Raw genomic sequence first — 14,116 nt, forward strand, 5'->3', positions numbered from 1 at the left:
ATACGTAGGACACCGACCTCATTTGACGTACCGAACTCGCAAAGTCGGAGTGACCACGGACTCGTTATGTAGACACCATGAGTCGTCTACGGATGTCGAATTCTGTTTCGTAAAGTGATTAGGCTTAACTGGATTCGCCAGTGAGATCAATATGCTCCGTTGGTGTAGCTCGGCCAATCATCTCGGTATCTCACGCCGAGGACCGAGGTTCAAATCCTCGATGGAGCATCTCCAACCCGCTTCGACCCTCTATAGGCCGACCTCATATCTGCCCACTACACGACTAGCTTCACAGAATCGCGTGTTGGGCAGGTATACCTCCGTAGAACTAGTTGCAATCACCAGCCTATGTCTGGTTGCTTTTGCTACCGCGACGGTCGTATTTACCGTAGGCGGAACTCCTTCAAGCACGTTGTCGACGGCAGGTAGATGTCAAGAAAGCCAGTGGCATCCTCGTCATCGCCGATCAGAACGATGATCTTCGTATCACGGTTGCTCAGCTGCGTGAGCGTGTCATCTCTACCCAATTGTGATTCGCCGACGACAACGTCGCCGTTTCGGAGACACTCGAAGACGATTTCGTCGAACACGATGATACCGCGGATCACTGTTTCCTCGATACTCGTTGCGACGGAGAATGGTGTCGCGAACTCGAGTACCCATGGACACCCGATCAAGACACTGACAACGCCGTCAGGACGGCGATCGAGACGCCAGCCCCCATCACGAGCGACCAGCCGCCAGCAATACCGCTCCGCCCACGACGACTGAAAGACCGGACGACCCGGATCGATCGACCCATCGCTGGATGCCGTGGTCTCCACTCTGGTGACCTCAGACCCACGTGATGAGCCGTCAACTCTGCTGGATACACTGTCACTCACCGTGAACACAGCAGCCCCGTTTGTGACGACCGCTCCGCCGACGAGATTGTCGCCCACTCGCTTCAGGGCTGGAAGGTGATTCACCCGCCGTGACTGCTTTCTCGACCGTACATTCGCTCTCGGCAAGATCAGAGCTATTTCTGAATATACAAAGAATACATAATAATCGCGAGTGCGAAAGCGACGAACATACTATTTATGAGGACAACATATGCCAATGAGACAGAGAAGAACTGATTAGCTACACCTGTCAACAGTGCTCCGAGCGTGAGGACACCAAATCCGATACCCAGAACGCGGAGAGAATTCTCACCAGTTCGCCGATAAGCTTTGAACGCGATATAAGTAATTCCACCCCCGAGAATCAGGATTACAAACTTAACTATCGCAATTGCGGGTACAACTTCCTTCATATTTCGTCCCCCATCATTGTCCAGATGTCAGCAAGTCGCTCGTCGGTAGACTGTGATAGCCGCTCGATATTCACCGAAAACTCACCCGTGTCATCCAGGGAAATCATTACGTCATTGAATGACCGCTCGTAGTGAGTGACACGTCCGCCACCGGGATTGATCGTATCCCACTTTCGTACGAGAGCAGCGGAGCTGAGAAGTTCTAATTTGCGATACAACGTCGACTTGGGGATGTCACAGACATCGCTCAATTCGTTTGCAGTCATAGGTTCAATGGTTTCGCGGAGAATGGATCGACACTCAGGATCGTCCAACGCATCGAGGACATCTTGTAACGCCGGTGTGTCCTCAGATGACGCTGAATTGTCTCGCATTGTTCTATTAAATATGTTGGGCGGAATATGGGGTCCAATTGTTCTTCGGGAATGCTCCTGATGGTTCGGATCTAAGACCGGTTGCGATATCCAGCTCATAACAGGTAAGTTGTCGAAAGAATCGCGAGATGAGAGTCGACATAGTGATACTAATAGCGGGGTGTTATAACCTATACTGAGTTTCGGATCGTTGTGCCGTTTCTTCAATGATTTCGGAGAAGCCTCGCCCGAGCGAACTGATGAACTCGTCATTATGAAAGTGGGTACATGTTTGTTCGACAGCAATCAAATGTTTGTCAACTGAATTAACAATATCTATTACGTAAGAAGGTGGCTGGCTACTAACTGTTGTATCTCGATCAATCTTGGTCTCTATCTGAAATTTGCTCATATTAGAATTACGGCTGTGAGTGAATGAAGAGCTGTTTGCTGTCCGAACAGACCCACCCATTCAGGCATGCTTCTCATACACCTCGAGAAGTTCCTGATATCGGTTTTGGATCGTTACTTGGCTGACGTGGGCGATTTCACTTACAGTCTCCTGTGTGAGCTGTTCGTTCGTGAGATGGGTCGCAGCATACAGCGCGGCGGCCGCCAATCCTGCCGGGTTTTTCCCACTGTGGACACCATTATCTGTTGCCACCTCAAGAAGTTCTCTAGAACGTCGTTCTGCTTCATCGCTCACATCAAGCGATGACGCGAATTGTGGAAGATATTGAGTCGGATTTTGCGGCTCGATCTCCAACCCGAGTTCACGGGAGAGATATCGGTATGCTCGCTGGACTCTGATTTTTTTGACACGACTTACGTCGGAGAATTCAGTCAGTGGACGTGGCGTCCCATGCTGTCGAGCAGCCGCATACAACGAAGCCGTTGACATCCCCTCAATCGATCGGCCAGGTAGCAGGTCCTTCTCTACAGCACGCTTATACAGGATGCCGGCAGTTTCTCGGACTGATTTCGGAAGACCGAGAGCAGACGCCATGCGGTTGATCTCACCGAGTGCTTGTTTGAGATTTCGCTCATAGGAATCTTTCGCCCGAAACCGCTCATCCCACATCCGAAGGCGCTGTAGTTGAGCGCGTTTGCGATCAGGAACTGCTTGTCCGTAGGCATCCTTATCCCGCCAACCAATGGTAGTACTCAATCCCTTATCGTGCATCAGATGCGTCGTCGGGGAACCAACACGACTCTTTTCATCACGTTCTTCCGACGTGAACGCACGCCATTCCGGGCCGTGATCGACTCGGCTTTCCTTGAAAATTAACCCACAACCTTCACAAGCCGATTCACCTCCATTGCCCTTCTGAATGATTTGGCCTTGACACTCAGGACACACATTGCTCTCGATACACTCCGAGACCCGCTTGCGACTATCTAACGACTGTTCGTTGCTTTGTTTTTGACACATAATGATAATATTATGGACAGGTTTGCACCTCCAAATCGTGGGTCTTCTTGACAATTCGGAGGGGTGGCTCCGCAATGAACAAGTGGCGGAATCCCACTTAGGGGGAATCCGACCTATACCTTTGTCATCATGCCTTTAACAGCCTTATCGTAATTGGGAGGCATCCCATCAATCGAGATATGGCCCAAAATTCAGCGAACTCAAACTACCTTCGAAAGACGATTTCAGAGGGTCCAGTTAAGTTCGAGCACATCGCCGGCCTGACGCTGGTTCTGACGTACATCGTGATGCTTCTCGGCGCCTATACGAGTGCAATCGGTGCTGGACTCTCTTGCCCCGACTGGCCGAGCTGCTACGGTACCTGGGTACCCTTCTTCCAACCCGATATCATCGCAAATTCACCGTACTCTGCCCTGCAGATATTCGCCGAATGGGCCCACCGGGGACTTGCGATGACTGCTGGCCTCTTCATCGCGGGGACAGCAGTTGGTGCGTGGATTTTCTACCCAGACGATACGTTAGTCAAGTGGTCCGCAACAACGGCACTCATCTTGCTTCCAATTCAGGTCGTACTCGGACGACTGACTGTCACAGAGAACCTCGAACCAATAATAGTCACGACGCACCTCGGAGTCGCTATTCTCATTCTCCTCAGCCTGCTCATGACCGTCCTTACGACCTATCTTCGTGACACACGAGTCGATAAATCCAAAATATGGGGAGAAGCATGACCGATAGCGAACGCATCTCGACTATGCTCACATCATCTGGTGGAGGACATAGACTGTTAACGAGACGTCAGTTCCTCGCGACAAGTGGAGTATTGGCGCTCAGTGGATGTCTCGGTGGCGAAAATAATGAATCAACAAATGCTGCTGTTGATGATGCGGTAGCTAACGCGCCGGACCCAGACGACCCCACATCATCCACATACGCAAGAGCGGGAGCGGCCGACCGACCAACGGTGACCTACTATGGGAACTGGAAATGTCCGTACTGTGCAGACTTCAGCACAGATTTTCTCGGCAATATAGTCACAGACTACGTCGAGCCCGGAGACATCAGCCTACAATTCCGTGCGTTGGCCTACATCGACGGTGAGCCATTCCTCGCCTCTGATGCCCCTCGTGCCGCTCAAGGTGGTCTCGGTGTCTGGAATGTAGCTCCTGAAACCTACTGGCGATACCACGAATACGTCTTCGCCAATCAACCACCGGAGGGTGAGGAATGGGCAACCACTAACAAACTCGTGTCATTCGCTGAGGAGGCTGGAGTAACGGAGACGGAACAGCTCCGGACAAAAATTCAGGAACAAGCCTACGAATCACCGGTTCGAGAGACGAGTCAGGCAGCAGCCGACGCCGGCGTTTCGGGAACCCCCGCCCTTGTGATCGATGGTGAAACAGTCAACCCGCTGAGTGACGAACAACGAACTCGTACCCTTATCGAACAACTCGCAGATGGATCGTGATCGGATCTGGCTCGTATTGGGTAGTGCAACCCTCATCGCCGGGATCGCAACAGCTGGGAGTCTCTGGTTTAGCCTCGGACTGGTACCGTGTGACCTCTGTTGGTACCAACGAATTCTGATGTACCCACTAGTAATGGTTATGGGTGTCGCAGCGATCGAAGCTCGCCCTACTGTTTGGCGGACTAGTATTCCCTTGTCAGTTCTGGGTGGAGTGATCGCAACGTATCACACAGTGTTGCAAGCGCGACAACCACCTGCTCCCTCAAAGGACCGTGTGCCGCTGTACAATAGCAGTTCCTGTAGAAAAGATGACAATTCTGAATCTCTCACTTCTGGCATTCACGCTCATTACAGCCGCAGGAGCTATCTGTATAATTGTATCTGTGAGACAAACGAAGACAAAACCACGCAACCAATGATCAAACCCAATTTACAAGCACAACCCAGTATCAGAACTCGACGTATCGCTTTCACAGATCGATCAGTGACCAGTATTTTCAAATGACAGAATCAACGACACGGATTCAGTCTGTCGGGAGTGCAGTTGGGCTCACGTACGGCTCAACGGTTATCGGGTCGATAATTGTCACCATCGCTGCCGCACTGCTGGGCGCATTCGGGGTCGATGTAACCGCTCGTCCATCGTTGCGCCTCGTAATGAGCACGATCCTATTACAGGGGGTAACATTCGGAGGGCTCTCAATCCTCTATCTCAGATTTCGCGATCTCGACTTCGAATTCGTTTCGCTTTCGATTCCGGACAGGCGGGATATTGCTGTAATCATCGGGGGAATAGGTACACTTCTCGGATTGCTCATTGTCGCATCACGCGTTATCTCCTCACTCGGACTGGAATCGGCGGAAAACCAGGTAGTAACAGTTGGCCAGCAGAATCCGACAGCGTTTCTGATTCTCATCCCTCTATCGTTTCTGCTAGTCGGTCCGGGCGAAGAGCTGTTATACCGAGGACTGGTTCAGGGAACACTTCGAGAAACGCTACATCCAACCCGTGCAATCGTTCTTGCGAGTGCCCTCTTCGCGTCGATCCATCTCTTCTCGTTGAGTGGAGAAGGAAAGCTTGTGTACGTCGGTATCGCATTCGTGCTAGCTCTAGTACTCGGTGCGACCTACGAGTACACCGATAACCTCGTTGTTCCGGCTCTGATTCACGGTGCGTATAATGCGATACAGTTTACGAGCGCATATTTGACGGCCACAGGTGGAATGTAACTGTTTGCTACCCGTTGACCCCGGATACTAGCTCTCGTGACGGAGAACTAAGCGTTTGCTTGCCGGATCCGTCCGGCTGTTACCGAACATGTTAGCGTGCCCTCTCACAGACAGAGATTCTGCAGTCTCCCTTTATCGCGACAGCACAACGTCCAAATGGACCATGACCCGATCTTTCGGTGCCCCTGGAACTGGACTGTCCCGGCGGGAATTTCTCGCTGCAACCGGCGTGACGGGTGTATCGGCGTTGGCAGGCTGTTCATCAAAAACAATTAACGCGCCGACGGCGGCCGCGAACGCCCCGAACGAAGGACAGACGTCGTCTGACCTTCCCTACACCAGTCCTCCAACGGTGGTCAACGTCGACGAGCAGGGAGGTTCCGTAACGATGGGGACGCAGCCGGCGCGACACGCCGTCCACCCGCTCGATTCAATGGGTGGCCCGGTCGAGTTCCCGCGCGTCTGGGCGTGGCAGGCCGACGACAACGACCCGAGCGTTCCGGGCCCGATCCTCCGAACGACCGAAGGTAACGACATGGAAGTGACGCTCGACAACACGAACGGACGCCGGCCGCACACGATCCACTTCCACGGCGTCACGAAGACGTGGAAGAATGACGGCGTTCCGACGTCGACCGGCATCCAAGTCCCGGCAGGCGAGAAACACACGTACGAGATCCCGGCGAACGTTCCGGGGACGCACTTGTACCACTGTCACCTCCAGACCCACCGCCACATCGATATGGGGATGTACGGGATCTTCCGGGTCGACCCCGAAGGCTACGAACCGGCGGACCGGGAATACTTCATGACGATCAAAGACTGGGACTCGCGGGTCCCGAAGAAGTGGGCCGGTGAAGCGGACTTCACGTACGACACGGCCTCGCGCAATCCGGACGTCTTCACCGTCAACGGGAAGAGCGCACCCCGAACCCTCCATCCCGAACAGGGCTCTCCGATCATCGTCGATAAGGGAGATTTAGTCAGAATTCACCTCGTCAACGGCGGGTACATGTCCCACCCGATGCACATCCACAACCACCGCTTCCAGCGCGTCGAAAAGGACGGTGGAGTCGTCCCGGAAGCAGCCCGACACGACATCGACGTCACGAACATTGCCCCCGCCGAGCGGCACACGATCGAGTTCACGGCCGACGCGGACCCCGGCATCTACCTCATGCACTGCCACAAGGTCAACCACGTCATGAATGGGACGTTCTATCCCGGCGGGATGCTTACCGGAGTCGTGTATCGCTCCGTCATGGATTCGGACATCTTCAGCCAGCTCATGGAGTACGCCGGATACGAACCGAACTGATAAGATCGGACATTTTCACAAAACAACCTGATCGGGCTCTCTCCAAAACGTTTTGCCCGGACGGAAATTTCCGCGGAGTCACTTCAACGATTTCGTGAGGGCCGAAAGAGACAGATAATTGTATGCGGATCGCTAAACTTGGGTAATGCTTCCGAGAGGACGCCAACAGGATACAGACGGTGACAGAGAGGGCTCTCATCGAAGGTTCTCCCGCTTATGTATCCTGTTTTCAGTCGGGGTTATCCTCCTCTCTCTGATCCCGACCGTGGCCGCTCACGGTGGCTCCGAAGCGTCAGGCCTCTCGCAATCGCACGGACTGGCGATCGTTCTGATCGGCGTCCTGTCAGTCGGTACTCTCGTACTGCTCAAACGAAGCGGGCGAATCTCTCCGACAGCCGCTCTGTACGGGATTGCGGTCGGCATCGGGATTACTGTCGCCGGAGCGATTCTGTTCGAGGGGCTGGCCCCGGACCCGACGTATCAGGCCAGTTCGATGCCGTTCCCCCGGTCGTGGTATCAGCCGCTCGCGATCGTAACGGGTCTTTCGGTCGTGGTTGTGAGTTTCATCGTCGGGGTCGTGCGTTGGACAACATGTCCCCGGTACATGGTTCTCGGAATGATACTTGGAGGATGGATACTGTATCCGTACCTACTTCCGGGTTTTAGCGGCTACACGAATCCGATAGGTTACGGGATTGTCCTCGCAACACCACTGCTCGTTGGATATATTCTCTGGAAAGATGTGGGCCCGACGCTGTCCGTGATTCTTCAGGATCCGGTAGCACGTCGGTTCGGATTCGGTATCGGAGCCATGGTGAGTATCTTTTTTATGGCGACATCGGGGTATCTGTCGTTCTTCAGTGAGGAAGGTGCCCCCGAAGAGACAACTGTGGCCGTCTTATCCGTACTGTATCAGATCGTACGGTGGCCCACACTCGAAATACTCCTTCCGGACGTTCCGTTCTTCATCGCTATCTCTCCGGGAGTACTACTGGTACTCGGATCGCTTGGCGTTCTCGTGGGCCTGAATGCGGCCGCCGTTGCTCACTCTTGGCGTCTCAATCGTGAGGCAGGAGCGACACAGGGCACCGCCGGGACGGCGACGGTCGTCGGTGCGTGTACGTGTGGATGCTGTGGGCCGCTCGTCTCCCAAGTCGCAGTAATCGCCGCGGGTCCCACGATTGCGGCGCCGATATACTGGATCTTCGTCGATTCGGCGTCGCCGCTCAACTCGATATTCCTCTTGGGTAGCATCGCGCTATTCACCGGGACGCTCATCTATTCGATCGATTCCGCTACACCTACCCGAAAAGACGTGTTTGAGGTTAGTGCGGATTAGATAGACTCAACTACATCTGTTGATATCCTCTGTCGGTGATTGTTCACCGAGGTCTTGTTGAAATAAAGAGCGTATTGATCAGCAATATCAATCGGATAGAGACAACGCAGGGCGAGCATGGATCTCGACCCTGTGAATCTCACGGACTGGGCTGTACCACTACGGACTAGCGCGGAACTCACCGTGCTTCATCCCGAAGAAGAACGCGATGACCGAGAAGACGATCATTGAGGGGAGGACCATCATGAAGACCGTCGAGGGGGTCATCATAACCGTTAGCGCGACTGTTGCGACGGCGACGATCACAGCAAGTGGAATCACCGAGCGCGTGAAGTCGAATTCCATATCAGGAATGGTGGCTGGACAAACAAAGTGTTTAAGAAAGCAAATCTGATGATCAACTGATTTACAATTATCGCCGTGAAATCACACTGGCCGAGTGCTACATAGATCCTCTGATGGCACCGTAGAAAGGGGTGTTCTGACGAGAACACCCCGGCCCGATCACCGGTGATTCTCTCATCAAAACGGAGCCGTCACCACACAGGGACCAGCTGACAGCGACAAACGACACTTCTTGCCCGGCTATCCTGTCGATTTCTCTTGCTTCGCCTCCGATTCCAGGAATCTGGAGGCTCGCTTCAGGTTTCTCCCCATTGCTTTCGCTATCGAGGCGTTTTTCACCTTGATTTTCCCCGTGAACTTCGTTTTCTCACCGTCTTTGTGATACATCTCGTTCATCAATGACTCAACTCCGGCACGTAAGTTCAGGAACTCCTGTTCCGCTGGATCATCCAACCGCCTCCGTCGCTGAGCCACTTCTACCCGCCGTTCCCTGAACCCGTAGCTATAGTGTTCTTGCTGTTCCTCGACGAAACAGTTCTCTTGGTGCTGGCAGCCATCACAGAACTTCTTGTCCATCTTCCCCGAGATACGGCCGGTCTCGTAATGGTTCTGCTCGAATGGTTCGTGTCCGGCAGGACACGCAACCATTCTCGTCCCATCCCACTCTGGGGCGGCAAGCGACATCTTCTCCGCCGCAGGCCGTTGACCCGTGATTCCTGTGAAGTGCTGCGTGATCTCCTGATCACGGCAGCACTTTTCTACTTCCTTGTGCGTGTACCCACCATCTACGAGCAGGTCACGTAATCCCGTTTCCTCGGCGAGATTCCTCGCGTCTTCGGCCAAGAGGTCTCCATCATCCGTGTTGTTCGTATCGACTCGAACCGCCGTAATTAGACGAAACGGATTTTCACCATCGCATGTCTCAGCGATATTCGACTTGTAGCCGAAGTAATCTTCCGCGTCCTTGGAACGATACGTCGCTTCGTCGTCGTGAGGGTTTTGCAGTGAGCTGCTGTCGATCTCGTCGGACTCTTCCAGTCCGATGTGATCGTGTCTGTCTTCGGCGTCTCTTTCTAACGACTCGGAGTCGGGTTCATCTTCGGCAGTCTCTGTAGAGTCACTTGAAGAGGTGTACGTTTGGAGTGGCTGCCAGCCCGGTGACTCGTCACCGGGATGGCCCTGATCAGCAGAATCCTGATTATCGTCATCGTCTTCGAGATCAGGAATGCGATAGCATTGTTCGTCGAGGACACGCTGTAGATGAGCGAAGCTGTTCAACCCGGCGTATTCATCCTCGTCTCCGAATCGATCAACAAGCCACGCAGTATGCTCGGCGAGCGTTTCCATCGTTGCGGGAATTTCGCCCGGTTCAAGATGATAGGACAGCTCTAAGTTCTCGATGTCGGCGAACTCGTCATTCCAGCAGGAAGTTCCTGTGCGATCTCCCGAAGGAGATCGCACAGGAAATTGTGAAGCACTTTAGCGAGGAGATCGACACGAGACAGTTGCTTGATGTTGGCCTCAATGAACGTCGAATCCATCCGTTGAGTACTCGCATCAATCTCAAATTCACCCTGAAAGTAGGTACGGTGATTCTCGAAAACCTCGTTTAGCAGGTCGTGACCGGTCTCTTCTTCGTATTCCATCAACCGACGGCGGAAATTGGTGAGTGTCTTCTCACAAATATTGTCTCCGAGTGTCTCCTTTCCTAATACGTTCCTGACGCGAAAGTCGAAGACGTAGGCGTGTTCGAGCTCTTTGTCGGACATACCGGCAGGTGTTAGATAATCTCCAAGGAGACAAGCTCGTTGACTGGCTTGTTCGGACGGCTATACCCGTCGTGGTATAGCCGTTCGAACTTTGTTTCATCAATTTGGGTGAAAACATGTTCGCAGAAGTGAGTAGACCAGTGATTCTGCAGTTTCTTTCGTATCCTGCCTGAAAGGTCTTTCAAAGGCGAAAAGAGCATCTCTTGCTCATGTTCAGTATTTTCTCTAAACACGTTATTACCCAATTTATTGACTTAACGAAACTCTGATGTAAATAACTTACAAATATTATTTTAGACACCTCAATTGAAGTCACATAGAAAACTCAGGTAACTCATCAATACACCTTTCTACGGTGCCGTCATCCTCTGAATTTAGCACGAAAAATCTATCAACTCCTGAGGATTTCAACCGAGCGACTCAACTCTGTTCTCGTCTTGGCTCGTACATGCTACTGAAGCAACTTTCGTCGGGTGTTCACAGCGACTAGACCGCCGCCGGCAATGACTGCGATCGCTGCTGACAGCGGATTGAAGAACCCGACGGCCAACGCCAAGAGAGCGATTCCGTTGTAGGAGAACGCGAGGAGGTTGTTCTGTTTCACGCGACGACGAGCCGCACCCGCTAGGTCGAAGGCGGTTTCGACGGAGCGGATGTCGTTGTCGACGATAGCGATATCGGCGGCGTCAGCAGCTAACGCCGTGCCGCCGCCCAACGAAATACCGAGGTCGGCGGCTGCGAGTGCCGGGGCGTCGTTGGTACCGTCCCCGATCATCGCGACCTGACCGTCTGATTTGAGTCGCCGGATCGTCGCCGTCTTTCCTTCCGGTGGAACCTTCGCGAAGACGTGCGTCACGGCTTCGTGCTGCTTGAAGAAGTCCGTCGCTTCCTCGTCGTCACCGGTCAAGACGACGATGTCCGTGTCTCGTGCTCCGAGCCGAGAGATGGTGTCGTCCCAGCCGTCCCGCGGCTCATCGCCCACGACGATCAGCCCCTCTGCTGTCCCGTCGCGACCGACGACGACCGAAAGCTGACCGAAGCCCCGAGCGTCGGCGACACGAGACCGGATGTCGTCGTCCACGGTCCACCCCTGTTCCGCGAAGAGATCGAGGTTTCCGACAAGATACGGAGTTCCATCGATCACCCCTTCGATACCGGACTGGTGATTCGTGAACTCGCTTATCTGGCCTGTTTTCTCTGTCTCATTACCGTTATTGTCCGAGTTCGATTGATCGTCAAGGCCTTGGTCGGTCGCATTCCTGTGGGCGAAAGCCGTTGTGATGGCGTTTGCAGCGGGATGTGATGCTCGTTGTTCGAGCGCTGCGACGGCGTCAAGGAGGTCCGCAGGAGCGTCCGCTTCGATCACCTCCATCTCTCCGGTCGTGAGGGTCCCCGTCTTGTCGAAAACAACGGTATCGATGTCTCGGAGTCGTTCGAACACCGTCTCGTCGAAGATAATGATCCCCCGACGGAGTGCACTTGCGAGGCTCTTCGCGACCGAGAGCGGCGTCGCAAGTCCGAGGGCCCACGGCGAACCGGCGAGGAGGACCAGCAGTGCGAGGAGGATCGCGTCCGGGATGCTCATGTCGAACGCGATTACACTGGCACCACCGATCGCAACGGCGGCTCCGACAACGAGAAGTACCGCGTACGACGCGAGTTGGTCGGCGTGGCGTTGGACGCCGTGAGTCGCGCTCTGGAGGTCCCACACGGCTGTGGTTATCCGATCGATACTGCTCGTCACGTCCGTGCCGACACGAACCAAGGCCGCGCCGTCCGTGACGATCGATCCACCAATGATCTCGTTGCCGGCGCGTTTTAGCACCGGAAGCGACTCGCCAGTGACGATCGCTTCGTCGACGGTACAGCTGTCTTCGACCAGTTCACCGTCTACTGGGACTCGTTCACCCTGTCGAACGAGCACGACATCCCCTGAATTGAGGTCCTCCACGCGAACTTCCTCAGTCTTCCCGTCCGAGTCATACGTTCGTGCGCGCTCGACTTGTGATATCGTGAGTTCGGTGAGGCGATCAAGGGCGCGCTGCTTGATCGACGACTCGTAGAACACCATCGCGGTGACTGCGGCCGTGACGACGATCGCGAGGTCGTAGAAAATGTCGTTTTGTCCGAGGATGACAGCGGCCGTACTGTACGTGTACGCGCTGATCGCGGTGATCGCGACCAACAGGTCGGTGTTCGGGCGTCGCATTTTGAGACTGAGGTATGCGCCGCGCAACACCGGGAGACCGGTGAAGAGGAGAATAATGCCGGTCATCACGAAATACAGCCGGAGGAAGACGAACGCTCCCTCGCTATCTAGACGGAAGGCACCCTCGAATATTTCGAGCGCTTGCCAGTCAAATATTGACGCAAGGTGAGCGGGATAGATAATTGCGACGTACGGGACCAACAGAAACGCACCGAAGAGGAATCCGACGGAGTATCGCATTCCCAACAGCTGGTCGTCTCGACGCTTTCGAATTCCACCCATCTCTCGTGCTCGGCGCGTCGTCCCACCGGTTTCGCTCACGTCTGACGAGGCATCCTCACGGAGATACGCCGTATACCCGAGGGTACTCAATACATCACGCAGCGACTCCTTCGAAACAGTGTCTGGGTCGTGTTCAACTCGGATCGTCTCGGTGACGTAACTCGCCTCGGCACTGATCACTCCCTCTTGTTTCTCAGCGAGAGATTCAAGATACGCCTCACACGTCGCGGAGTACATGCCGTCAATCCGGAGGAACGTCCGAGAACGATACTGATCGGGAGGAACAGTGTCGTCTCCCTCATCAATCTTGTTCTCAGTTGTGGTCTGGGTGACATCGAGAGAATCGGGAGCCCCAAGCGTCGTGTGTACATCGTGGCACCCGCTCGAACAGAACGAGCGTTCACCATCAGCCTCGAACGTGGAAGACTGAATCTCTCGACCACACAAATAACATTTTTCAGTCATATATTAGTGGGAGTGGTTCATGCTGTCTGTCTGAGAGCACACCGGTCTGAATGGACACTATGAACCATGTTTTTTATAGAACGTATTCGGATGATAGGGTGTCTGTCGCTTATGATTCGGTAAGTGGGTCGTGTTTATGTGGTTGTTGATACTCTCTGTGGTGGATCTGTGTCAATCAGTCGTATCCACACCTACGTAGCATCCTCGGAAATATGCGACCACCACCCTCGCTCGCTGATCGCTATGTGTACTTGAGCGATGATCCCCAACAGGGGCAGTTCCAAGAGCGGACCGATCACAAGCGCCAACGGAATGAGTGGTTCATTCGGGAACGCGACGACGGCGATCGCGAGTGCAGTCGGTGAGTTTCGCGACAGGATAGTGTTGTTGAAACACACGAGTTCCTCGTACGAGAAATCAAGCATACGACCAATAGCGAATCCGACACCGAGGTTGATCACGTAAAAGGCGATCACGGGAATCGCCATCACAGCGAGCAGTCGCGGATTCTCGACGATTACCTGAATTGAGGCGCTAAGGCCCCTTCCTCATTCGTCTTTAGTTAATACTCTTAGTAATACTTAGTAGCTTCATATTCGATCCAGA

13 protein-coding genes, 1 tRNA gene and 2 pseudogenes are annotated in these 14,116 nt (G+C 53.9%); 7 read left to right on the forward strand and 9 right to left on the reverse strand.

The window, feature by feature from the left end; all coding sequences use genetic code 11:
• Positions 1–153: 153 nt before the first annotated feature.
• Positions 154–228: transfer RNA gene (locus OKW78_RS04800), tRNA-Glu, on the forward strand.
• Between the two features lie 155 nt (positions 229–383).
• Here the strand turns inward: OKW78_RS04800 and OKW78_RS04805 are convergent.
• The 4 genes from OKW78_RS04805 to OKW78_RS04820 all read right to left on the reverse strand — a co-directional run bounded on the left by OKW78_RS04805 (position 384) and on the right by OKW78_RS04820 (position 3,082).
• Positions 384–941: a hypothetical protein gene (locus tag OKW78_RS04805; protein ID WP_125919944.1), complete on the reverse strand. Its 558-nt coding sequence runs from the start codon at positions 939–941 to the stop codon at positions 384–386.
• A 77-nt stretch (positions 942–1,018) separates the two neighbouring features.
• Positions 1,019–1,297 carry a hypothetical protein gene (locus OKW78_RS04810; RefSeq protein ID WP_080508282.1) on the reverse strand — a complete coding sequence of 93 codons (279 nt, stop codon included), beginning with the start codon at positions 1,295–1,297 and terminating at the stop codon, positions 1,019–1,021.
• Complete coding sequence (locus OKW78_RS04815; protein WP_080508281.1) at positions 1,294–1,671, reverse strand: helix-turn-helix domain-containing protein; 378 nt, start codon at positions 1,669–1,671, stop codon at positions 1,294–1,296. Before OKW78_RS04815 ends, OKW78_RS04810 begins: the two co-directional genes overlap by 4 nt.
• 451 nt (positions 1,672–2,122) lie before the next feature.
• Complete coding sequence (locus OKW78_RS04820) at positions 2,123–3,082, reverse strand: transcription initiation factor IIB family protein (RefSeq protein ID WP_080508280.1); 960 nt, start codon at positions 3,080–3,082, stop codon at positions 2,123–2,125.
• Between the two features lie 179 nt (positions 3,083–3,261).
• Between OKW78_RS04820 and OKW78_RS04825 the strand changes: the two genes are divergently transcribed.
• The 6 genes and pseudogenes from OKW78_RS04825 to OKW78_RS04850 all read left to right on the forward strand — a co-directional run bounded on the left by OKW78_RS04825 (position 3,262) and on the right by OKW78_RS04850 (position 8,440).
• A complete protein-coding gene (locus OKW78_RS04825) occupies positions 3,262–3,813 on the forward strand; it encodes a heme A synthase (RefSeq protein WP_080508279.1) in 552 nt (183 codons plus the stop codon).
• Positions 3,810–4,553, forward strand: coding sequence for a DsbA family protein (locus OKW78_RS04830; protein ID WP_206664949.1), 744 nt, complete (start codon positions 3,810–3,812; stop codon positions 4,551–4,553). The genes OKW78_RS04825 and OKW78_RS04830 overlap by 4 nt, the downstream gene beginning before the upstream one ends.
• Positions 4,543–4,972, forward strand: a pseudogene (locus OKW78_RS04835) (disulfide bond formation protein B). The gene OKW78_RS04830 and the pseudogene OKW78_RS04835 overlap by 11 nt, the downstream one beginning before the upstream one ends.
• An 82-nt stretch (positions 4,973–5,054) precedes the next feature.
• The gene (locus OKW78_RS04840) at positions 5,055–5,783 is read left to right on the forward strand and encodes a CPBP family intramembrane glutamic endopeptidase (protein WP_080508278.1); all 729 of its coding nucleotides are present in this window, start codon (positions 5,055–5,057) and stop codon (positions 5,781–5,783) included.
• A gap of 163 nt (positions 5,784–5,946) precedes the next feature.
• Positions 5,947–7,101 (forward strand): multicopper oxidase domain-containing protein, encoded by a 1,155-nt coding sequence (locus tag OKW78_RS04845; protein WP_058365064.1) that lies wholly within the window; start codon positions 5,947–5,949, stop codon positions 7,099–7,101.
• Positions 7,102–7,246: 145 nt separating this feature from the next.
• Positions 7,247–8,440: a hypothetical protein gene (locus tag OKW78_RS04850; RefSeq protein ID WP_241659220.1), complete on the forward strand. Its 1,194-nt coding sequence runs from the start codon at positions 7,247–7,249 to the stop codon at positions 8,438–8,440.
• Between the two features lie 159 nt (positions 8,441–8,599).
• Here the strand turns inward: OKW78_RS04850 and OKW78_RS04855 are convergent, their stop codons facing one another.
• The 5 genes and pseudogenes from OKW78_RS04855 to OKW78_RS04875 all read right to left on the reverse strand — a co-directional run.
• Entirely contained in the window at positions 8,600–8,785 is a 186-nt protein-coding gene (locus tag OKW78_RS04855) for a hypothetical protein (protein ID WP_058365063.1), read from the reverse strand.
• Positions 8,786–9,025: 240 nt separating this feature from the next.
• Positions 9,026–10,132 (reverse strand): transposase, encoded by a 1,107-nt coding sequence (locus tag OKW78_RS04860; RefSeq protein ID WP_206664950.1) that lies wholly within the window; start codon positions 10,130–10,132, stop codon positions 9,026–9,028.
• Positions 10,133–10,173: 41 nt separating this feature from the next.
• Positions 10,174–10,554: a hypothetical protein gene (locus OKW78_RS04865; protein WP_206664951.1), complete on the reverse strand. Its 381-nt coding sequence runs from the start codon at positions 10,552–10,554 to the stop codon at positions 10,174–10,176.
• Positions 10,555–11,005: 451 nt separating this feature from the next.
• Positions 11,006–13,282 carry a cation-translocating P-type ATPase gene (locus OKW78_RS04870; RefSeq protein ID WP_241659221.1) on the reverse strand — a complete coding sequence of 759 codons (2,277 nt, stop codon included), beginning with the start codon at positions 13,280–13,282 and terminating at the stop codon, positions 11,006–11,008.
• Between the two features lie 419 nt (positions 13,283–13,701).
• Positions 13,702–14,046 (reverse strand): annotated as a pseudogene (locus tag OKW78_RS04875) (arsenic resistance protein); the annotation flags it as partial.
• Positions 14,047–14,116: the final 70 nt, after the last annotated feature.

The organism is Halorubrum sp. F4, assembly GCF_027257195.1.
GTDB lineage: Archaea > Halobacteriota > Halobacteria > Halobacteriales > Haloferacaceae > Halorubrum.

Coding starts and splice junctions, on each gene's coding strand:
- OKW78_RS04845 (WP_058365064.1), top strand. CDS start 5,947: ATGACCCGATCTTTCGGTGCCCCTGGAACTGGACTGTCCCGGCGGGAA.
- OKW78_RS04820 (WP_080508280.1), bottom strand. CDS start 3,082: ATGTGTCAAAAACAAAGCAACGAACAGTCGTTAGATAGTCGCAAGCGG.
- OKW78_RS04865 (WP_206664951.1), bottom strand. CDS start 10,554: ATGTCCGACAAAGAGCTCGAACACGCCTACGTCTTCGACTTTCGCGTC.
- OKW78_RS04830 (WP_206664949.1), top strand. CDS start 3,810: ATGACCGATAGCGAACGCATCTCGACTATGCTCACATCATCTGGTGGA.
- OKW78_RS04840 (WP_080508278.1), top strand. CDS start 5,055: ATGACAGAATCAACGACACGGATTCAGTCTGTCGGGAGTGCAGTTGGG.
- OKW78_RS04850 (WP_241659220.1), top strand. CDS start 7,247: ATGCTTCCGAGAGGACGCCAACAGGATACAGACGGTGACAGAGAGGGC.
- OKW78_RS04810 (WP_080508282.1), bottom strand. CDS start 1,297: ATGAAGGAAGTTGTACCCGCAATTGCGATAGTTAAGTTTGTAATCCTG.
- OKW78_RS04870 (WP_241659221.1), bottom strand. CDS start 13,282: ATGTACTCCGCGACGTGTGAGGCGTATCTTGAATCTCTCGCTGAGAAA.
- OKW78_RS04815 (WP_080508281.1), bottom strand. CDS start 1,671: ATGCGAGACAATTCAGCGTCATCTGAGGACACACCGGCGTTACAAGAT.
- OKW78_RS04855 (WP_058365063.1), bottom strand. CDS start 8,785: ATGGAATTCGACTTCACGCGCTCGGTGATTCCACTTGCTGTGATCGTC.
- OKW78_RS04825 (WP_080508279.1), top strand. CDS start 3,262: ATGGCCCAAAATTCAGCGAACTCAAACTACCTTCGAAAGACGATTTCA.
- OKW78_RS04860 (WP_206664950.1), bottom strand. CDS start 10,132: ATGGAAACGCTCGCCGAGCATACTGCGTGGCTTGTTGATCGATTCGGA.